This is a genomic window from Caballeronia sp. LP006, assembly GCF_031450995.1.
Lineage (GTDB): Bacteria > Pseudomonadota > Gammaproteobacteria > Burkholderiales > Burkholderiaceae > Caballeronia.
On sequence record NZ_JARTVW010000005.1, the window covers coordinates 78,344 to 99,142 of the forward strand.

General features: G+C 62.1%; 18 protein-coding genes and 1 riboswitch. Of the genes, 1 reads left to right on the forward strand and 17 read right to left on the reverse strand.

The annotated features are described in order from the left end of the window. Positions 1 to 34 precede the first annotated feature (34 nt). From hisG to P9250_RS17020, 15 genes are all read right to left on the reverse strand, one after another. Positions 35 to 727: an ATP phosphoribosyltransferase gene (gene hisG / locus P9250_RS16950; protein ID WP_244826376.1), complete on the reverse strand. Its 693-nt coding sequence runs from the start codon at positions 725 to 727 to the stop codon at positions 35 to 37. Next, positions 724 to 1,995: a UDP-N-acetylglucosamine 1-carboxyvinyltransferase gene (gene murA / locus P9250_RS16955; RefSeq protein WP_244826377.1), complete on the reverse strand. Its 1,272-nt coding sequence runs from the start codon at positions 1,993 to 1,995 to the stop codon at positions 724 to 726. Before murA ends, hisG begins: the two co-directional genes overlap by 4 nt. A gap of 144 nt (positions 1,996 to 2,139) precedes the next feature. Continuing rightward, positions 2,140 to 2,379, reverse strand: a complete 240-nt coding sequence (locus P9250_RS16960; protein WP_244826378.1) for a BolA family protein — start codon at positions 2,377 to 2,379, stop codon at positions 2,140 to 2,142. Positions 2,380 to 2,396: 17 nt separating this feature from the next. Next, positions 2,397 to 3,152 carry an ABC transporter permease gene (locus P9250_RS16965; protein WP_244826379.1) on the reverse strand — a complete coding sequence of 252 codons (756 nt, stop codon included), beginning with the start codon at positions 3,150 to 3,152 and terminating at the stop codon, positions 2,397 to 2,399. Next, positions 3,149 to 4,075, reverse strand: coding sequence for an ABC transporter ATP-binding protein (locus P9250_RS16970; RefSeq protein WP_310394263.1), 927 nt, complete (start codon positions 4,073 to 4,075; stop codon positions 3,149 to 3,151). Before P9250_RS16970 ends, P9250_RS16965 begins: the two co-directional genes overlap by 4 nt. 202 nt (positions 4,076 to 4,277) lie before the next feature. Then, positions 4,278 to 4,577: an STAS domain-containing protein gene (locus tag P9250_RS16975; RefSeq protein WP_250509561.1), complete on the reverse strand. Its 300-nt coding sequence runs from the start codon at positions 4,575 to 4,577 to the stop codon at positions 4,278 to 4,280. Next, entirely contained in the window at positions 4,574 to 5,203 is a 630-nt protein-coding gene (locus P9250_RS16980; RefSeq protein WP_244826382.1) for a phospholipid-binding protein MlaC, read from the reverse strand. Before P9250_RS16980 ends, P9250_RS16975 begins: the two co-directional genes overlap by 4 nt. 124 nt (positions 5,204 to 5,327) lie before the next feature. Beyond that, positions 5,328 to 6,257 (reverse strand): VacJ family lipoprotein, encoded by a 930-nt coding sequence (locus P9250_RS16985; RefSeq protein ID WP_250509562.1) that lies wholly within the window; start codon positions 6,255 to 6,257, stop codon positions 5,328 to 5,330. Between the two features lie 11 nt (positions 6,258 to 6,268). Then, a complete protein-coding gene (gene mlaD / locus P9250_RS16990) occupies positions 6,269 to 6,835 on the reverse strand; it encodes an outer membrane lipid asymmetry maintenance protein MlaD (protein WP_310394266.1) in 567 nt (188 codons plus the stop codon). A 105-nt stretch (positions 6,836 to 6,940) separates the two neighbouring features. Further along, the gene (gene mlaE / locus P9250_RS16995; RefSeq protein ID WP_244826385.1) at positions 6,941 to 7,708 is read right to left on the reverse strand and encodes a lipid asymmetry maintenance ABC transporter permease subunit MlaE; all 768 of its coding nucleotides are present in this window, start codon (positions 7,706 to 7,708) and stop codon (positions 6,941 to 6,943) included. Further along, on the reverse strand, positions 7,705 to 8,520 hold the full coding sequence (locus P9250_RS17000) for an ABC transporter ATP-binding protein (RefSeq protein WP_244826386.1): 816 nt from the start codon (positions 8,518 to 8,520) through the stop codon (positions 7,705 to 7,707). The genes mlaE and P9250_RS17000 overlap by 4 nt, the downstream gene beginning before the upstream one ends. Before the next feature lie 97 nt (positions 8,521 to 8,617). Further along, positions 8,618 to 9,682 carry a thiamine phosphate synthase gene (thiE, locus tag P9250_RS17005; RefSeq protein ID WP_310394268.1) on the reverse strand — a complete coding sequence of 355 codons (1,065 nt, stop codon included), beginning with the start codon at positions 9,680 to 9,682 and terminating at the stop codon, positions 8,618 to 8,620. Next, positions 9,679 to 10,488 (reverse strand): thiazole synthase, encoded by an 810-nt coding sequence (locus tag P9250_RS17010; RefSeq protein WP_309844573.1) that lies wholly within the window; start codon positions 10,486 to 10,488, stop codon positions 9,679 to 9,681. Before P9250_RS17010 ends, thiE begins: the two co-directional genes overlap by 4 nt. 26 nt (positions 10,489 to 10,514) lie before the next feature. Then, entirely contained in the window at positions 10,515 to 10,712 is a 198-nt protein-coding gene (gene thiS / locus P9250_RS17015; protein ID WP_244826389.1) for a sulfur carrier protein ThiS, read from the reverse strand. 18 nt (positions 10,713 to 10,730) lie between these two features. Then, positions 10,731 to 11,873 (reverse strand): FAD-dependent oxidoreductase, encoded by a 1,143-nt coding sequence (locus P9250_RS17020; RefSeq protein WP_310394270.1) that lies wholly within the window; start codon positions 11,871 to 11,873, stop codon positions 10,731 to 10,733. A 202-nt stretch (positions 11,874 to 12,075) separates the two neighbouring features. Further along, a riboswitch (TPP riboswitch) is annotated at positions 12,076 to 12,203 on the reverse strand. 248 nt (positions 12,204 to 12,451) lie between these two features. Between P9250_RS17020 and P9250_RS17025 the strand changes: the two genes are divergently transcribed. Beyond that, complete coding sequence (locus P9250_RS17025; RefSeq protein WP_250526316.1) at positions 12,452 to 14,194, forward strand: ABC transporter ATP-binding protein/permease; 1,743 nt, start codon at positions 12,452 to 12,454, stop codon at positions 14,192 to 14,194. A gap of 135 nt (positions 14,195 to 14,329) precedes the next feature. Here the strand turns inward: P9250_RS17025 and P9250_RS17030 are convergent, their stop codons facing one another. Together P9250_RS17030 and P9250_RS17035 are read right to left on the reverse strand one after the other, a co-directional pair. Continuing rightward, on the reverse strand, positions 14,330 to 15,796 hold the full coding sequence (locus tag P9250_RS17030; RefSeq protein ID WP_250465834.1) for a glutamate synthase subunit beta: 1,467 nt from the start codon (positions 15,794 to 15,796) through the stop codon (positions 14,330 to 14,332). A 78-nt stretch (positions 15,797 to 15,874) separates the two neighbouring features. Then, positions 15,875 to 20,578: a glutamate synthase-related protein gene (locus tag P9250_RS17035; RefSeq protein ID WP_310394273.1), complete on the reverse strand. Its 4,704-nt coding sequence runs from the start codon at positions 20,576 to 20,578 to the stop codon at positions 15,875 to 15,877. Positions 20,579 to 20,799: the final 221 nt, after the last annotated feature.

Consider the following 20,799-nt stretch of genomic DNA (forward strand, 5'->3'; position numbering starts at 1 on the left):
TTGCTGTGGCTCGCCGCGCGACTACGCGGCTGCCCTAATTATCCGTTCCTGCCGATGCGCGCTCGAAAGCGTCGAGATACGGCTTGAGCGCCGCGCGCTTCAGCTTGAGCGCGGCCTGATTCACGACGAGGCGCGACGAAATCTGCATGATCTCTTCAACCTCGACCAGATTATTCGCCCGCAGCGTGCCGCCCGAACTGACGAGATCGACAATGGCATCGGCCAGACCGACGAGCGGCGCCAGTTCCATCGAACCGTAAAGCTTGATCAGATCGACGTGCACGCCCTTCGCCGCAAAATGCTCACGCGCGGTTTCCGTGTACTTCGTCGCGACACGCAGACGCGCGCCCTGACGCACCGCGTTCGCGTAATCGAAGCCAGCTTTCACGGCCACCGACATCCGGCAGCGCGCAATGTTCAGATCAACCGGCTGATAAAGCCCGCTTCCGCCATGCTCGATCAACACGTCCTTGCCCGCCACGCCGAAATCGGCCGCGCCGTATTCGACGTAGGTAGGAACGTCGGTGGCCCGCACGATGATCACGCGCAAGTTCGGATTCGTCGTCGGCAAAATGAGCTTGCGCGAGCTTTCCGGATCTTCCACGACCTCCACGCCGGCAGCGGCGAGCAGCGGCACCGTCTCCTCGAAGATACGCCCTTTTGACAGCGCGAGCGTCAGCGGCGCATTGGCGGCAAGCGAGGACGACGTCTGCGGCAACGAACTCATTGTTCGCTCCCGCTGCCCTTGATACGGCTCACCCGCGCGCCGACCGCCGTCAGCTTCGACTCCATGCGGTCGTAGCCGCGATCCAGGTGATAGATGCGGTCGATGAGCGTTTCGCCATCGGCGCACATTGCCGCGATCACGAGACTTGCCGACGCGCGCAGATCGGTCGCCATGACCTTCGCGCCCGACAGCATGTCCACGCCCGAGACGAGCGCCGTGTTGCCGTCGATGGTAATGCTCGCGCCAAGCCGGTTCAGTTCCTGCACGTGCATGAAGCGGTTTTCGAAGATCGTCTCGACGACTTGCGACGTGCCCTTGGCAATAGTGTTCAGCGCCATGAATTGCGCCTGCATGTCAGTGGGGAACGCCGGATATTCGGACGTGCGGATGTTGACCGCTTCGGGGCGCTTGTTCATGCGCACGCGCATCCAGTCGTCGCCTTCCTCGATGCTCACGCCTGCTTCGCGCAGCTTGGCGGTGACGGCATCGAGCAGCGACGGCGTGACGTTGCGCAGCGTGACATCGCCGCCCGCGGCCGCGACCGCGCACAGGAACGTGCCCGCTTCGATACGGTCCGGCACCACGCTATGCTTCGCGCCGTGCAGCTTCTCGACGCCCTCGATGACGAGCCGATCCGTGCCGATGCCATCGATCTTCGCGCCCATCTTCACGAGCAAATGCGCGAGGTCGGTAACTTCCGGCTCGCGCGCGGCATTTTCGATGACCGTCTCGCCGTCCGCAAGCACTGCCGCCATCAGCAGATTTTCGGTGCCGGTGACGGTAATCATGTCGGTGACGATGCGCGCGCCCTTCAGACGCTTCGCGCGCGCTTCGATGAAGCCGTGCTCGATATTGATCTCGGCGCCCATCGCCTGCAGACCCTTGATGTGCTGATCGACCGGACGCGCGCCGATTGCGCAGCCGCCGGGCAACGACACCTTCGCCTCGCCGAAGCGCGCGACGAGCGGACCGAGCACGAGGATCGACGCGCGCATGGTCTTGACCATTTCGTACGGCGCGACGAGGTTGTCTACTTTCGATGCGTTGAGCGTCACGCGGCCATCGCTCGACGCTTCGGAGTGCACGCCCATCTGGCGCAGCAATTTGAGCTTCGTGCGCGTGTCCTGCAAATTCGGCACATTCGACAGATGGACGTCGTCGGCCGTGAGAAGGCTTGCGCACAGAATCGGCAGAGCCGCGTTCTTCGCGCCCGATACGGTGATTTCGCCGGAGAGCTTCGCGCCCCCCGTGATGACCAGTTTATCCATGATGACGTGTCCTTCGACCGAGCGTCCTGCTGCGGAGCCGCTTTCGGCGCCGCGGTTGTCTTGAATGATTCGCACTGTTTCCTGCCGGTGTTGCCGGGTGTTACGGGATGTTGCGTGTTGCGTATTGCTACGAATGTCGCGTATTTACGCGGCTTTGAATTCGTCGGGCGTAAGCGTCTTCATGCTGAGCGCGTGAATTTCTTCGCGCATGCGCTCGCCAAGCGCCGCATAAACCAGTTGATGCCGCGCGATCAGCCGCTTGCCGACGAACGCGTCGCTCACGATGGTCGCGAAGAAGTGCTGGCCATCGCCTTCAACTTCGAGATGCTGGCAGGCGAGGCCGCCAGCGATGTAGTCCTTCACTTGCTCGGGAGTCGGCAACATGAAAGTCTCCTAAAGAATTAGTGGCGCAGCTTGAAGCCGCTCGCGAGCAGACGCACGGCAATGAGCGCGAGCACGGCCAGAAATGCAGCGACGATACCCATGCTCACCAGCGGATTCACGTCCGAAAGACCGAAAAAGCCGTAGCGAAAACCGTCGATCATGTAGAAGAACGGATTCAGATGCGACACCGCGCGCCAAACCGGCGGCAACGTATGCGTCGAATAGAACACGCCGGAAAGGAACGTGAGCGGCATGATCAGGAAGTTCTGAAACGCGGCCAACTGGTCGAACTTGTCTGCCCAGATGCCGGCAATCAAACCCAACGTACCGAGGATTGCCGAACCGAGGATCGCGAACGCAATGATGTAGAACGGCGCGGAAAAAGACATCGGGACGAACCATATCGTCACGACGAAAACGCCGAGCCCGACACAAAGTCCACGCGCTACCGATGCCAAGACATACGCAAAGAACATTTCCCAATGCGCAATGGGCGGCAACAGCACGAACACGAGATTGCCTGTGATTTTCGACTGAATCAGCGACGACGAGCTATTCGCAAACGCGTTCTGCAATACGCTCATCATCACGAGGCCGGGCACGAGAAAGCTCGTATAACCAACGCCAGCATAAACTTGTACGTGCCCGGAAAGCGCGTGACCGAAGATGGTCAGATACAGCAACGCCGTGACGACCGGCGCGAGCACCGTTTGAAACGATACCTTCCAGAAACGCAAAAGCTCCTTGTAGAACAACGTCTGAAAGCCGCTCATGAAAGTCCCTCGACCACGTCGGGTTCGTTCATGACTTGCACGAACACGTCTTCGAGATCGGCTTTGCGAACCTCGATTTCATCCAACGCGCAACCGGCCGTGCGGCACTTCGCAAGAATCGGCTCGACATCGTCGTAGCTCGAAAGGCGCAGCAGATGCTGCATGCCGGACACCGCGTGCGGATCGACTTCCAGCGGACGCAGTTCCACAGGCAGCGAGCCGCTCGAAAAGCGCAGATAAAGTTGCAGACCGGAAAAGCGTTGCAGAAGCGTGCTCGTGCGCTCGAGCGCCACGACTTCACCACGACGAAGCATGGCGAGACGATCACACAGCGCTTCGGCTTCTTCAAGGTAATGCGTGGTCAGCACGATGGTGTGCCCTTCGCGATTCAACCGCGAGATGAACTTCCAGAGCGTCTGACGAAGTTCGACATCGACGCCCGCCGTGGGCTCGTCGAGCACGATCACCGGCGGCCGATGCACCAGCGCCTGCGCCACCAGCACGCGTCGCTTCATGCCGCCCGAGAGCGCGCGCGTGTTGACGTCCGCTTTCTCGGTGAGATCGAGATTGGCCATGACTTCGTCGATCCAGTCGTCGTTCTTGCGCAAACCGAAATAGCCCGACTGAATTCGCAAAGCCTCGCGCACGGTGAAGAACGGATCGAACACCAGTTCTTGCGGCACCACGCCAAGCGCACGGCGCGCCGCGCGGAAGTCGCTCACGACATCGTGGCCGCGCACGGACACCGTGCCGCTATCGGCGCGCGCGAGTCCGGCAAGGATGCTGATCAGCGTGGTCTTGCCGGCGCCGTTGGGGCCGAGCAAGCCGAAAAATTCGCCCTCTTCAACCGTGAGGCTCACGCCTTTGAGCGCCTGAAGCTGCTTGTAGCGCTTTCTGACGTTTCGGATTTCTATGGCTGACATTGACAGTGCGCGTGCCTCGTGTGGCCGCGCCTCGATTGTGCGGATAACGCTTGACGGACCCGGGCTCGATCGAAAAATTGCCGGGTGCGGGCCCGAAAAAGCATTTGATTATAGGGCAAACCGGATGGAGCCGACTTCGGAGCGATCCTGATCGCGGCAACGCATGCCGGGTTGCCGCACCTGATATGGCGTCAGGACAGGATCAATGTCGGAAGGAGAGCAGCGTGTCGACGCCGTAAGCTTGCGCGAGACTGGCAAGCTTGGAAGGAACATTCACGACGCCAAGCGCCGTGCCGCGCTCGGTGGCGGCGCGCTGCCATGCAAGCAGCACGGCGAGCGCGGATGAATCGAAATGCGTGAGCGGCGCGCAGTCGACTTCAGTTGCACCCGCCGCGATACGCGACAAACCCGCGTCGAGCGCAGCCTTCGCGCTTTCGTGGGTCAGCGTGGCGGCCGTTTGGAAGCGGCCGCCCGCGACTTGCGCATTTGCCTGCGTGCTCACGATGCCTTGCCGTTCGCGAGTTGCTGATTACGCTGCGTGAGGAATTGCAGCAAGCCAGCCACGCCATTCTGCGAAATCTGCTCGTTGAACTGTTGCTGATACGCCTGGATCAGCCATGCGCCGAGCACGTTGATGTCGTACACGCGCCAGCCTTGCGGCGTTTTGTACAGGCGGTAGTCGAGTTCGATCGGCGAGCCGTTGTTCATCACGACCGAGCGGACCACGACATCCGTGTCCTCCGGCGACGCGCGGAACGGCTTGTACTGTACCGTCTGATTACGAACCTGAGCGAGCGCGCCCGAATACGTGCGAATGAGCAGCATCTTGAATTGCTCGACGATCTGCTTTTGTTGCTCGGGCGTTGCCGTGTTCCAGTTGCGCCCCATCACGAGACGCGTGGTACGCGTGAAGTCCGTGTACGGCAGGATCTTCTGATTGACGAGTTCAGTGATGCGCTGGATGTCGCCCGACTGAATCTTGCTGTCGGACTTGATGTCGTCGAGCACTTGTTGCGTGACGGTCTTGATCATCACGTCGGGCGCGCTCGAGTCGACGGATTGCGCCGACGCCGCGCCGCAGAACGCGATCAGCATGGCGAAGATAGGAAGCAAAAAGATTTTTTTCATCGCAGATCCTGCAAAAAAAGGGGCTTGAGTTTGAGCGCGCTGGCTAGAACGAGTTCAGACCGCGCGCCTGTCAAACTGTAAAAAATGCTGCCAAGTATTTTACCGGCCGTTAGCGCCAGTCCGCTCAACGCAAGCGGAACGAAGGGAATCCCGGCGCGCGCGGCGGGACGTACTGATGTCCCGGAACCGTGTTGTTGCCCGTGTCGCTCGCTGCGCGCGGCGCGCCAGCGGCTCCAGAAGCAGGCGTCGCGCCCGATGCCGCTTCGGACGGAACCGCCGTGGCCGAAGCGCCCGCCGGAGTCGCGGCTTCCGCGCCTTCCGCATCGTAGTTTGGAAGCGGCGCTTCGCTGTAATCGGGCGAGGTGCCTTCGCCACCGGTAATCAGATATTGCCGCCGCTGCAGGTAAGCGTTACGAACGAAAGAGTATTTGTCGAGCGCGGCATCCGAAAGAATGTCGGATGCATCCAGCAGGTTCGCGCGTGTGTTCACGAGATTTACGCCGTACAAGGCCCAGCTCACGGAATCCGGCTGCACGTAACTCAGCGGATTACCGAAATAATCGACCGCGAGGCCGCCGGTATCGCGCACGGTGCTTGGTCCAAGGAGCGGCAGCACGACGTACGGGCCAGGCGGCACGCCGTAGTGGCCGAGCGTGAGACCGAAGTCGCCCGAATGCTTCGGCAGCTTGGCGATGGTCGCCACGTCGAACAGACCGCCCACGCCGAACACCGTGTTGATCGCGACGCGCATGATGTCCGACACGCCATCCGCGATTCTCAGTTGCAGAAGATTGTTCGCCGCGATGTAGACATCGCCGATATTCGAGAAGAAGTTCGTGACGCTGTTGCGCACGGGTTCCGGGACGGCCCAGACGTAAGCCTGCGCCACCGGCTTGAACGCGTATTGATCGACCTTGTCGTTGATCGTGAACATCGTCCGGTTGTAGCTCTCGAAGGGATCGCCCTTGGTCGGAGTGGTCACTGTCGCGCACCCGCCGAACATGCCCACCGTTGCCGCTAGAACGATTGCGCGCCGCATCCCTGTCGAGTGCATGTTGTTTCTCCTTATTGAGCCGTACCCGAGGCTGCGCTCGCGCCCATCGCGCTTGCCGCACCCGGAAATGCCGGTGCGGGAGCTGCCGTTGCCGCCGGCGCCGCCGAGGATTTCGACGCGCCGGAATCCGCTGCCTTGTTATAGAGGAACTGTCCGATCAGATTTTCCAGCACCACGGCGGACTGCGTCATCGTGATGGTGTCGCCGTTCTTGAGCATCTGATCGTCGCCGCCCGGCTCCAAGCCGATGTACTGCTCGCCGAGCAGACCGGAAGTCAGAATCTTGGCGGACGAATCTTTCGGAAATTGATATTGCTTGTCGATGTCGATGGCGACCACCGCCTGATACGTATTTCCATCGAAGCTGATCGAGCCGACGCGCCCGACCGTCACGCCCGCGCTCTTGACCGGCGCGCGCGCTTTAAGGCCGCCGATGTTGTCGAACTTGAGCTTCACCGCGTAGGTCTGCTGGAACGACAGCGAACTCATGTTGCCCGCCTTCAGCGCAAGGAACAGCAGCGCCACGAAACCGAGCACCACGAAGAGGCCGACCCAAAAGTCGAGAGCAATCTTTTTCATCGTCTTCCCAAAGAGAATCTTGTCGCAGAGCGCGTGTGAGGTCTGTGCCCTTCACAACGCCCACGCCCTCGCGGGCGTTTTGCATTTTGGTTCATTAGCTGGACATCAGCTGAACATCAACGCGGTCAGCAGGAAATCGAGGCCGAGCACCGCGAGCGACGCGTACACGACCGTTTTCGTGGTCGCGCGCGACACGCCTTCCGGCGTAGGCCGTGCTTCGTAGCCCTGGAATAACGCGATGAACGTCACCGCGAAGCCGAACACGATGCTCTTGATGACGCCATTGCCGACATCGCGCCACACGTCCACGCCGCCTTGCATCTGCGACCAGAACGCGCCGGAATCCACGCCGATCAGCAACACGCCGACCACATACCCGCCGATGATGCCGACCGCGCTGAAAATGGCCGCCAGCACGGGCATGGCGATGATGCCCGCCCACATGCGCGGCGCGACCACCACTTTCATGGGATCGACGGCCATCATTTCCATTGCCGTGAGTTGTTCGCCCGCCTTCATCAAACCGATCTCGGCGGTCAGCGACGTACCCGCGCGGCCGGCGAACAACAGCGCCGTGACGACTGGCCCGAGCTCGCGCACGAGCGAAAGCGCGACGAGCAGTCCAAGCGCCTGCTCCGAACCATAGCGGTTCAGTGTGTAATAACCCTGCAGCCCGAGTACGAAGCCGACGAACAGGCCCGACACCGCGATGATGACAAGCGAATAATTGCCGACGAAGTGAATTTGCTTCGTGACGAGACGCGGCCGCCGCAAAAGCGGGAAGAATTCGAGTACGAGGCGCAACAGCATGCGCATTGCATAACCGGCGGTTCCGAAACCGTCGAGCACCCAGCGTCCGAGTGCGCTGATCATGCTTTCCCTCCGATGCCGAAATCCGCCGCGAGCGGCTGGCTCGCGTAATGAAACTTGAAGGGACCGTCCGGCGTGCCGTCGATGAACTGACGCACGGTCGGGTCTTCCGACGCGCGTAATTGCTCCGGCGTGCCTTCCGCGTGAATGCCGCCGTTCGCGACGAAGTACACGTAGTCCGCAATGGCGAACGACTCGGGCACATCGTGCGAAACGAGAATGGACGTGGCGCCGAGAGCGTCGTTGAGCGTACGGATGAGTTGCGCGGTTATGCCGAGCGAGATGGGATCGAGACCGGCGAACGGCTCGTCGTACATCATCAGTTCGGGATCGAGCGCGATGGCGCGGGCAAGCGCGACGCGGCGCGCCATGCCGCCGGAAATCTCCGACGGCGCGAGATCGCGCGCGCCACGCAGGCCGACCGCGTTGAGCTTCATCAGGACGAGATCGCGGATGAGCTCTTCCGGCAGATCCGTGTGTTCCCGCAGCGGAAACGCGACGTTCTCGAACACGGTCTGGTCGGTGAACAGCGCGCCGAACTGAAACAGCATGCCCATCCGGCGGCGCAGCGCGTAAAGGCCGTCGCGCGATTGCGTGCCGACGTCCTTGCCCGCGAACAGCACCTGACCGCGGCTGGCTTTCACCAGCCCGCCGATCAACCGTAAGGTTGTCGTCTTGCCGCAGCCGGAGCCACCCATGACCGCAACCACCTGACCACGCGTGAAACGCATGTTCAGGTTCGAGAGAACGGGCCGATTACCGTAACCGAAATCGACGTCGCGAAGCTCTAGCAGGGGCTCGGGGAAAGCTGGCACGAGGTAAGAAATTCCTTGGACGCAAGAGGCCGAATTATAGGGCCTGCGCGCAATCGGTGCTTTACCTACGCTCTACCCGATATGATTTTCAGAACATTTACCCTTGATTTGCAAAGCTTTGTTGTAGCGACTCGACGGCGGCTTCGGTGTCCGCCGCTTCTGTCACGGCACGCACGACAGCAGCGCTTCCTACGCTGGTCGCCAGCACCTCGGGCAATACCTTGCCGTCGATACCGCCGATCGCGACGAGCGGCACACGTCCTTTCAGAAGCTTTACGTAGCGTGTAAGCCGCGCCAGGCCTTGCGGTTTGGTGGGCATGACTTTCGTCGTGGTGGGAAACACCGCGCCGAGCGCGAGATAGCTCGGCCGGAAGTGCAGCGCGCGAAGCATCTCGTAATAGCCGTGCGTCGAAAGTCCGAGGCGCAACCCGGCTTGCGCGATTGCCTGCAGATCGGCGGTTTCGACATCTTCCTGACCGAGATGCACGCCGTAAGCGCGTGCGGCGATCGCTTCGCGCCAATGATCGTTGATGAAAAGCTGCGCCTGATGCCGCTGCCCCGCCACGACCGAACGCTCGATTTCGCCGTGAAGGTCCGCTGCGTCGGTGGTCTTGCGGCGCAACTGCGCCGTGCGCACTCCGAGGTCCAGCACGCGTTCGACCCAATTCGCGCTCGGCAAGACGGGGTAAAGACCGAGCTTGTCCGGGCAAGCGGGAAAAGCAGGTTCCGGCGCGGGTGGAAGATCGCCGACGCGCGGGAACGTGTCGAAGTCGCTTGGCCACGCGTCTTCTTTCTGTTCGTCGCCGGCGCGCCATGCCATTGCCAGGACGAGCGCATCGTGCGGTTCGAAATTGCAGTCGAGGAACGCCGCCAGCGCGGCCAGCCAGTCGTCGGAACGCTCGCCTTCGAGAACATGGCGCGCGCCTGCATGCAGCAATATCACGCGACGTTCGTACGCTTCCAGCACCGTCGCATTGTCCGCGGCGTACGGCTCGTTGACGACGAGCAGATCCTGCGCACTTGGCGTATCCGGCACGGTCAGGCAAATGCGCCAGCGCGTTGGCGGCGCGGGCCACTCGCCGAGCCGCGCGCGGATACGTTCGGCGACTTCGGTCAACTCATCCGCCGGCGGCCAGAAAACTTCGTGTCCGAGCAAGCTCATGCAGCACCTCCGTCCTGATGCCAGAACGGCATGCCAACGACCGGCGTGCTGGCCTGCGCGCTGTCGCGCTCGGCCATCGGACCGGCGAGAAACGCCGTGCGTCCGGCTTCGACACCCAGCGCGAACGCGCGCGCCATCTGCGACGGAAAGGTCGCCTGCGACACGGCGGTGTTCAAGAGCACGCCGTCGAAACCCCACTCCATCACCTGGCACGCATGCGAGGGCACGCCGAGACCTGCATCGACGATCAGCGGCACGTCTGGCAGCCGCTCGCGCAACGTGCGCAGACCGTAGGGATTGGTCACGCCCTTGCCGGTGCCGATGGGCGCGCCCCAGGGCATCAACGCCTCGCAGCCGGCATCGAGCAGACGGCGGCCGATCACGAGATCCTCGGTGCAATAAGGCAGCACCTTGAAGCCGTCGCGCACGAGCTTGCCCGCCGCTTCGACGAGGCCGATCGGGTCGGGCTGCAACGTGTAGTCGTCGCCGATCAGTTCCAGCTTGATCCACGGCGTGTCGAAAACCTCGCGCGCCATGTAGGCGGTGGTCAGCACTTCATCGACGCTCTGGCAGCCCGCCGTGTTTGGCAGCAGCGCGACGCCGTGACGCTTGAGGACTTCGAAAAAACCGGCCTCGCCAGTCTCGGACTGACGGCGCAGCGCGACGGTCACCATGCCGGGCCGCGCGGCATCGATGGAATCCGAAAGCGATTGCAGCGACGGATAACGCGATGTGCCGAGCAGCACACGGCTCGGGAACGTCTGGCCGTAGAGCGTAAGACTATGGGCGGCGGTGTGTGAGGTCATGATTCGATCCTTCGGATTCGGTGGATTCAGCCGCCCGCGACGGGCGACACGACGTCGAGCTTGTCGCCGGCTCGAAGCGTCTTCGTGCCGTGCTCGCCGCGCGCGACGAACTGTCCGTTGAGCGCGACCGCGAACGGCGGTTTTGCGCCGAATGCGGCGAGCGCGTCGGTGACGGTGGCGGCATCGGTCAGACTGAATTCGCGCTGATTGATGTGGATGTTCATGGCTTTGACTTTCGATGACTAGAGCGCGGCCGCGATGGCCGGTTCGCTATGCAGAAGCTGGGACCAGCGCGCGCCGCCGCGATAATCCGCGAACGATGCGGCGTCCGCGACGGTTCCGCCCGCGATGGCTTGGGCGAGTGCGCAGGCGGCATCGGCGACTTCCGGCGCGATCATGAAGCCGTGCCGATACAGGCCGTTCACGCGCACGGTCCGCGCCCCGTCCCAGACGATGGCCGGCCGATGATCCGGCAGCGTCGGCCGGCACTGAGAATTGAGTTCGAGGATGCGCGCCTCGCCGAAACCCGGATGCACCGCGAATGCCGCACTCATCAGTTCCAGCGCCGAGCGCACGCTCACGGGCGACATGTCCTCGCCTTCGACTTCGGTCGCGCCGATCACGTAAAGATCGTCCTCTTTCGGCGCGATATACAGCGGATAACGCGGATGCAGCAGCCGCACCGGCCGCGACAACCCGATGCCCGGCGCATGCACGCGCGCCACTTCCCCGCGAATACCACGCAACGCGGGCCACGCCGTTTTGCCGCCCAGCCCACGGCAATCGATGATCCAGCGCGCGTCGGGCATGGCATCGACCGGAGAATTCCAGTGCGTGCGCACGCCGCGCGCCCCAAGTCCGGCCGCGAGCGCTCGAAGCGCCTGACGATTGTCGAGTTGACCTTCGTGCGGCAGCAGCCAGCCTTGCGCGAAACGCGTGCCGAGCGCGGGTTCCGCTTGCGCGACTTCCGCGCCCGCGAGCTTGACGAAGCCGCCATCGAGCAAGCTTGCAGGCGCGTTGGCGCGCAACCTGCGTTCGAATAGCGGCGCTTCCGCGCGATCCGCGCCGTGCCAGACGACGAGCGTGCCGTTGCGCTGAAAGTAAACCGGCTCGGGCAAATCGGCGATGAGACCCGGCCAGCGTTCCAGCGACGCCGCGCCGAGTTCGACGACGAGCGGCTCCGCACTCGTCGCCTCGGCGAGCGGCGCGAGCATCGCGGCGGCCACCCACGCAGCCGACTGCGTGCCCGCCTCGTCGCCGCGCTCGTATAGCGCGACGCCGTGGCCCGCGCCCGCGAGTTGCCACGCCACGAGCCGCCCGACGAGTCCTCCGCCGATGACGGCGAAGTCTGGCCGGCGCGCGGCGGGCTGATCGATCGTGTTCACTTTTCCGATGTCTCCTGTCGATCGAAACGAGGCTGTGCGCCGCTCCGGTCTTATCCACGACTGATAACGCCGTGCAGCAAACGCACGAACGCGAAGACAAAACTTGCAGAGGAGAGACCGGCCCGGCAGCGGCAACGCAAACAACGCGCGCCAGGCGGAAAAGAAAGATGATGGAAGAACCTGGAGGAAAGGCGCGACGGCCGCGCGTTCTCCGGAAACTTCCCTCGCCGGTATTACCCGGATCGGGTGCAAAGGGTCTCTCTCAGCCTCGCCGCGCCAGCACACCGATAATTCGATGACATCGCGCGCGAAGCACCCCTGTTTCGTCGAAGATCATTAGACCATGAAAGCCAAAGCCGCTGCAAACCGGGATTCCCCGCCTTTGGTCGCCTCGGTCGGCACTCTGGCACAATGCCGCGAGCATGGTTCTCCGCATGGTTGTGCGAATGAGCACGGAATTAAGCGGCAGTTAAGGGAACCTCTGAACAATCTGCGGGACAGGAAAGAGGCTGCGCGTGCGAGTATCGCGGCGCGGTGCGTCCATTCGTAACTCGGACCGGCATATCATCAGGAAGGTCATGGCCAATTCTCAACCGGAAAACACGCAGCAACAAGCCGACACGGTCTCTGCGTGGAGCCTCATCAAGCCCTACTGGGTCTCGGAGGAGCGCGGCTTCGCATGGGGTCTGCTCGTTGCCATCATCGCGATCAACATGACGGTCGTATGGATCAACGTGCGGCTCAACAGCTGGAGCGCGGCGTTCTACAACGCGCTGCAGAACAAGAACGTCCACGACTTTCCGCATTTGCTGCTGGTCTTCACCGGCCTCGCCTTCGCGTACATTCTGCTCGCGGTTTATGGGAGGTATCTGCGGCAGATGCTCGGCTTCCGCTGGCGCCAGTGGCTGACCAATAAGTATCTCGAACAGTGGTTCGGCGACCGCGCGTTTTACCGCATAGAACGCGACCGTCTCGCCGATAACCCCGACCAGCGGATCAGCGACGACCTGCAATCCTTCGCGACCACCACGCTGTCTCTGTCGCTCGATCTGCTTTCCACGCTCGTCACGCTCGTCACGTTCATCACCATTTTGTGGACGCTCGCGGGCGCGCTGACCATCACGGCATTCGGCACGCCGCTCGTCATTCCCGGCTACATGGTCTGGGCGGCGGCGCTTTACGCGATCATCGGCTCGGTCATCATCCAGAAGGTCGGGCATCCGCTGGTGTCGATCAACTACCAGCAACAGAAGGTCGAGGCCGATTTCCGCTTCGGGCTGATTCGCGTGCGCGAGAATGCCGAGCAGATCGCGTTTTACGATGGCATCGCCACCGAGACGGCCAACGCGAAGACCATTTTCCAGCGCATTCGCGACAACTGGTGGATGATCATGAAGTACACGAAGCGCATGACCTTCGTGCTCAGTTTCTACGGACAGATCGCCATCATCTTCCCGATCATGGTTGCCGCGCCGCGTTACTTCGCGGGCGCGTTCTCGTTCGGCGTCTTGATGCAGATTTCATCGGCGTTCGGCACGGTCAGCGATTCGTTCTCCTGGTTCATCAACAGTTACTCGACCTTGGTCGAATGGCGCGCCACGGTGAATCGTCTGCGCGAATTCAAGCGTGTGATGCGCTCGACGCATATCCGCGAGGAAACGTCGCCGGCAACGGCGCATGGCGGTATCAACCTGCATTACACGAGCACGAAAGCGCTGACGACCAAGGGGCTTGCGCTCGCGTTGCCGAATGGCACGCCGCTTTCGCGCGTGGGCGATGTGACGATAGAACCGGGATCGCGCTGGCTCATAGTCGGGCCGTCGGGCGCGGGCAAGAGCACGCTGATGCGGGCTCTGGCGGGCCTTTGGCCGTTTGGCGACGGTAGTATCGACGCACCCGTCGACGCGAAGATGCTGTTTATCCCGCAAGTGAGCTATCTGCCGATCGGCACGCTGCGCGCGGCGTTGAGCTATCCGTCGCCGGGTGGCACCTTCACCGACGAGGAATCGCGCGAGGCGCTGCGTCTGTGCAATCTGGCCGAGTATGGCGACCGCCTGGAAGAAAATGCGCACTGGGCGCGCAGCTTGTCGCCGGGCGAGCAACAGCGTCTTGCCGCCGCGCGCGTGCTGCTGCACAAGCCCGACTTCCTGTTCCTCGACGAAGCCACCAGCGCCCTCGATGCGGATAACGAACTGCATATCTACAACACGCTCGTCGAACGTTTGCCGAAGGCGGCGATTTTGAGCGTTGCGCACCGGGAGTCGGTGGCGCTGTTCCATGATTATCGGATCGAGATAGAGAGGACGATGGCGGAGGCTTGATTCCGTCTCTTGCTGAATGAAGAACCGCATCCGCGAGCAATTGTGGGTGCGGTTTTTTTTTGTTGGCATAGCCCCGCCAACAAAAAAGGGCGAACCCAAAACGGTCCGCCCTTTTCTCCCATCAACCCCGCTCTCTTATCGCGGCAATTCGCTACTGCCCATCAAATACGCATCCACCGACCGCGCGCACTGACGCCCTTCGCGAATCGCCCACACCACGAGCGACTGACCGCGCCGCATATCGCCCGCGGTAAACACCTTGTCCACCGACGTGTAATACGCCTTGTCACCTTCGGTCGAGGCGCGCACGTTACCGCGCGCGTCCTTGTCGACGCCAAACGCATCCAGCACCGGCGAAGCCGGCTGCGTGAAGCCCATGGCGAGCAGCACGAGGTCGGCCTTCAGCTCGAACTCGCTGTTCGGCACTTCCTGCATCTTGCCGTTCTTCCACTCGACGCGCACCGCGATCAGCTTCTCGACCTTGCCGTTCTTGCCTTCGAAACGCTTCGTCGCAACCGACCAGTCACGCTCGCAACCCTCTTCATGCGACGACGACGTACGCAGCTTGATCGGCCAGTAGGGCCACACGAGCGGCTTGTTCTCTTCCTCGGGCGGCTGCGCGAGCAGTTCGAACTGCACCACGCCCTTCGCGCCATGCCGGTTCGAGGTGCCGACGCAATCCGAACCCGTGTCGCCACCGCCGATCACGACGACATGCTTGCCCTTCGCGACCAGTTGCTCCGCGAGCTTGTCGCCTGCGTTGACCTTGTTCTGCTGCGGCAGGAATTCCATCGCGTAATAGATGCCTTCCAGCTCGCGCCCCGGCACCGGCAGATCGCGCGGCGTTTCCGAACCGCCCGCCACCACGACCGCATCGAACTGTTCTTTCAGTTCGTCCGGCGTGATGGTTTCCTTGGCCGTATTGCCGATGTGCCCCGGCAGCGCGTCCTTGCCGATGAACACGTTGGTGCGGAACGACACGCCTTCCGCTTCCATCTGGCGCATGCGGCGGTCGATCAGCCACTTCTCCAGCTTGAAGTCGGGAATGCCATAACGCAGCAAACCACCAATGCGATCGTTCTTTTCGAACACAACCACGTCGTGACCGGCGCGTCCCAGTTGCTGCGCGACCGCGAGCCCGGCGGGACCGGAGCCGACCACCGCAACCTTCTTGCCGGTCTTGTGTTTGGGCGGCTGCGGCGCGACCCAGCCTTCGGTCCACGCCTTGTCGATGATCGCGTGCTCGATCGACTTGATGCCCACCGGATCGTCATTGATGCCGAGCGTGCAAGCCGACTCGCACGGCGCCGGACAAATGCGTCCCGTGAACTCGGGGAAGTTGTTGGTCGAATGCAGCACTTCGATCGCGCTCTTCCAGTCCTGACGGAACACGAGATCGTTGAAGTCCGGAATGATGTTGTTCACCGGACAACCGTTGTTGCAGAACGGAATGCCGCAGTCCATGCAGCGCGCGCCCTGAACCTTGGCGTCTTCATCGGTCAGCGCGGCGACGAATTCCTTGTAATGCTTGACGCGGGTCAGCGGTGCTTCGTACGCCTCGTGGCGGCGTTCGAACTCGAGAAAACCGGTTGCCTTGCCCATGTGGTTCTCTTCTTTCTCTGTATTTGGTGAGGAACTTGCTCTCCGGCGTACCGGAGAGCTCTTCTATAGTGAGACCGCTCAGGCCGCGAGTGCGTCCTTTGCCTTCTTCGCGCCAATCTCGCCGAGCGCGCGCTTGTAGTCGGTCGGGAACACCTTCACGAACTGACGGCGCGACGCATCCCAGTTCTCGAGCAGCGCCTTGGCACGCGGCGATCCGGTGAACTGGAAGTGACTCTCGATCAAACCCTTGAGCAGCGCTTCGTCGGTCTTGCCGGCATGCCACAGCGCGCGATCCACCGTGCGCTCCTGTTCGGCCTGTTGCAGCACTGGATCGAGGGCCACCATGGTCTTGTTGCACTTGGCGCCGAACGTGCCGTCCGGATCGAACACGAACGCGACGCCGCCCGACATGCCCGCCGCGAAGTTGCGGCCCGTCTCGCCGAGCACGACCACCGTGCCGCCCGTCATGTATTCGCAGCCGTGATCGCCCGTGCCTTCGACGACTGCCGTCGCGCCCGAGTTACGCACGCAGAAGCGCTCGCCCGCGACGCCACGGAAGTACGACTCGCCTTCGATCGCGCCGTACATCACCGTGTTGCCGCAGATGATGTTCTCCTCGGACTTGCCACGGAAGTCGTTGGTCGGGCGAATGATGATGCGCCCGCCCGACATGCCCTTGCCGACATAGTCGTTACCGTCGCCGACGAGGTCGAGTGTCACGCCCTTGGCGAGGAACGCGCCGAAGCTCTGGCCCGCCGTGCCCTTCAACTGGATATGGATGGAGTCGTCGGGCAAACCGTCGTGGCCGTACTTCTTCGCAATCAACCCGGACAGCATGGCGCCGACCGTGCGGTTCACGTTGCGCACCGGCTGGATGAACGAAACGTGCTCGCCCTTCTCGATCGCCGCCTTCGACTTCTCGATCAACACGTGATCGAGCGCCTTGTCCAGACCGTGGTCCTGCACATCGACGTGCTTGCGCGCGACTTCCGCGCCCACCGGCACTTGATAGAACACGCGCGAAAAGTCGAGACCCTTCGCCTTCCAGTGTTCGACGCCCTTCTTCGTGTCGAGCAGTTCGGCGTGGCCGATCAGATCCTCGAACTTGCGGATACCCAGTTGCGCCATGATCTCGCGCACTTCTTCCGCAATGAAGAAGAAGAAGTTGACGACGTGTTCCGGCTGGCCAGTGAACTTTGCGCGCAGCACGGGATCTTGCGTCGCGACGCCGACCGGGCACGTGTTCAGATGGCACTTGCGCATCATGATGCAGCCTTCGACGACGAGCGGCGCCGTCGCGAAGCCGAATTCATCCGCGCCGAGCAGCGCGCCGATCACGACATCGCGGCCGGTTTTCATCTGGCCGTCGGCCTGCACGCGAATACGGCCGCGCAGACGGTTCAGCACCAACGTCTGCTGCGTTTCGGCAAGACCGAGTTCCCATGGCGTGCCCGCGTGCTTCAGCGACGACAAGGGCGATGCACCCGTGCCGCCATCATGGCCCGCGATCACGACGTGATCCGCCTTTGCCTTCGCCACACCCGCAGCGATGGTGCCGACGCCCACTTCGGACACCAGTTTCACCGAAATGCTCGCCGCGGAATTCACGTTCTTGAGATCGTGAATGAGCTGCGCCAAGTCTTCGATCGAATAGATATCGTGGTGCGGCGGCGGCGAGATGAGACCGACGCCCGGCACCGAGTAACGCAGCTTGCCGATATAGTCGGAAACCTTGTGGCCCGGCAGTTGACCGCCTTCGCCCGGCTTCGCGCCCTGCGCCATCTTGATTTGAATCTGATCCGCCGACGACAGATATTCCGCCGTCACGCCGAAGCGGCCCGATGCAACCTGCTTGATCTTCGAGCGCAGCGAATCGCCGTCTTTCAACGCGACGTCGGTGACGATTTCATCGCCGATCAGGGACTTGAGCGTGTCGCCGGTCTTGATCGGAATGCCGCGCAGTTCGTTCCGGTAGCGCTTCTCGTCCTCGCCGCCTTCGCCCGTGTTCGACTTGCCGCCGATACGGTTCATGGCAACCGCGAGCGTGGCGTGCGCTTCCGTGCTGATGGAGCCGAGCGACATGGCGCCGGTCGCAAAACGCTTTACGATGTCCTTCGCCGGCTCCACTTCGTCTAGCGGAATGGCCTTCGACGGGTCGAGCTTGAACTCGAAGAGACCACGGAACGTCATGTGACGCTTCGTCTGGTCGTTGATCAGATGCGCGTATTCCTTGTACGTCTGATACGAGTTGCTGCGCGCCGAGTGTTGCAGCTTGGCGATGGCATCCGGCGTCCACATATGCTCTTCGCCGCGCACGCGATAAGCGTATTCGCCGCCCGCATCGAGCATGTTCGCGAGAACCGGGTTGTCGCCGAAGGCATCGCGATGCAGGCGAATGGCTTCTTCCGCCACGTCGAAGATGCCGATGCCGCCGACCTTGGACGCCGTGCCACGGAAATACTTCTCCACGAGCTCCGAGGACAAGCCGACCGCTTCGAAAATCTGTGCGCCGGTGTAGGACATGTAAGTGGAAATGCCCATCTTCGACATGACCTTGTACAAGCCCTTGCCGACCGCCTTCGTGAAGTTGTAGATGACTTTCTCGGCCGACAGATCGCCCTTGAAGCCTTCCGCCATGTTGGCGAGCGTTTCCAGCGCGAGGTACGGGTGAACGGCTTCCGCGCCGTACGCCGCGAGCAGCGCGAAGTGATGCGTCTCGCGCGCCGACCCGGTTTCGACGACGAGACCCGTGCTCGTGCGCAGACCATGCTGCACGAGATGCGAGTGGATGGCCGACGTGGCGAGCAGCGCCGGAATCGCGACATTGTCGCGGTCCATCTTGCGGTCGGACACGATCAGCATGTTGTAACCGGACTTCACGGCATCGACGGCTTCGGCGCACAACGACGCAATGCATGCTTCCACGCCTTCCTTGCCCCAAGCCACCGGATAGCAGATGTTCAGTTCGTACGAGCTGAACTTGCCGCCGGTGTATTTGTCGATGGCGCGAATCTTCGCGATGTCTTTGAAGTCGAGCACGGGCTGCGACACTTCGAGACGCATCGTCGGGTTGATGTTGGTCGTGTCGAGCAGATTCGGCTTAGGACCGACGAACGAGACCAGCGACATCACCATGTTCTCGCGGATCGGATCGATCGGCGGGTTGGTCACTTGCGCGAACAACTGCTTGAAGTAGTGATAGAGCGTCTTGTTCTTGCCGGACATGACCGCGAGCGGCGAGTCGTTGCCCATCGAGCCCACGGCCTCTTCGCCCGACTGCGCCATGGGCGCCATCAGAAACTTGAGGTCTTCCTGCGTATAGCCGAACGCCTGCTGACGGTCGAGCAGCGCGGCGGCTTCGCGACGCTGCGTTTCGACGTCTTCCGCCTTCGGCTCGATTTCGTCGAGCTTGATACGCACGGCGTCGATCCAGCTCTTGTACGGCTTCGCGTTCGCGAGGTTGTCCTTGAGCTCCTTGTCCTCGATGATGCGGCCTTGTTCCATGTCGATCAGGAACATCTTGCCCGGCTGCAGACGCCACTTCTTGACGATCTTCGATTCCGGGATAGGCAGCACGCCCGATTCCGACGCGAGGATCACGAGGTCGTCGTCGGTGATGAGATAGCGCGCCGGACGCAGGCCGTTACGGTCGAGCGTGGCGCCGATCTGGCGGCCGTCCGTGAACGCGATGGCGGCGGGACCGTCCCACGGCTCCATCATCGGTGCGTGATACTCGTAGAACGCGCGGCGGTTGTCGTCCATGAGCGTGTGCTGTTCCCATGCCTCGGGAATCATCATCATCATGGCGTGGACGAGCGGATAGCCCGCCATCACTAGAAGTTCGAGGCAGTTGTCGAACGAAGCCGTGTCCGACTGGCCGGGATAAATCAGCGGCCAGAGCTTGGGCAGATCGTCGCCGAGCACATAGGAGGCGATCGCGCCGGTGCGCGCGTTCAGCCAGTTGACGTTGCCCTTCACGGTGTTGATTTCACCGTTGTGCGCAATCATGCGATACGGGTGAGCCAGTTCCCACGCCGGGAACGTGTTGGTCGAGAAGCGCTGGTGCACGAGCGCGAGCGCCGAGACCACGCGCTCGTCCTGCAGGTCGCGGTAATACACGCCGACCTGACCGGCCAGCAGCAGGCCCTTGTAGACGACCGTGCGCGACGACATGGACGGCACGAAGTATTCCTTGCCGTGCTTGAGCTTGAGCGCCTGAATGCGGTGGCTCGCCGTCTTGCGGATGATGTAGAGCTTCCGCTCGAGCGCATCCGTCACGACGATGTCCTTGCCGCGCCCGATGAAGATCATGCGGATGAGCGGCTCACTCGCCTTCACGGTCGGAGAAATAGGCATGTTGCCGTCGACCGGGACGTCGCGCCAACCGAGCACGACCTGGCCTTCCGCCTTCACCGTGCGTTCCAGTTCCTGTTCGCACGCGAGCCGCGAAGCATGTTCCTTCGGCAGGAAGATCATGCCGACGCCGTATTCGCCGGCAGGCGGCAAAGTCACGCCTTGCTTGGCCATCTCTTCGCGATAGAAGCCGTCCGGAACCTGAATCAGAATGCCCGCGCCGTCGCCCATGAGCGGATCGGCGCCGACGGCGCCACGGTGATCGAGATTCTCGAGGATCTTGAGACCCTGTTGAATGATCTCGTGGCTCTTTTTCCCCTTGATATGGGCGACGAAACCGACGCCGCAGGCGTCATGTTCGTTGGCAGGGTCATACATGCCCTGCGCGGCGGGAGGCGAACCGACTGCCGGTTGCTGATGATCGTTCATGGGGACACCGTCTCTACTGTGAGGGGCCGACTCGGCCGTTGAACCATTTTTTATGTCGCCCGCGGCGTTTATTTCGACTTGGAAGCCGCGAAGCCGGTCGTGCAACGGGCGCGCTGCGCCGCAAAAACCGCCGGAAATCGAAATATACGCGACCAATCAAAGAGATGGCAAATAAAATATGATGATGCGTCACTAATTATCGATATGGTGCACGCATGCCC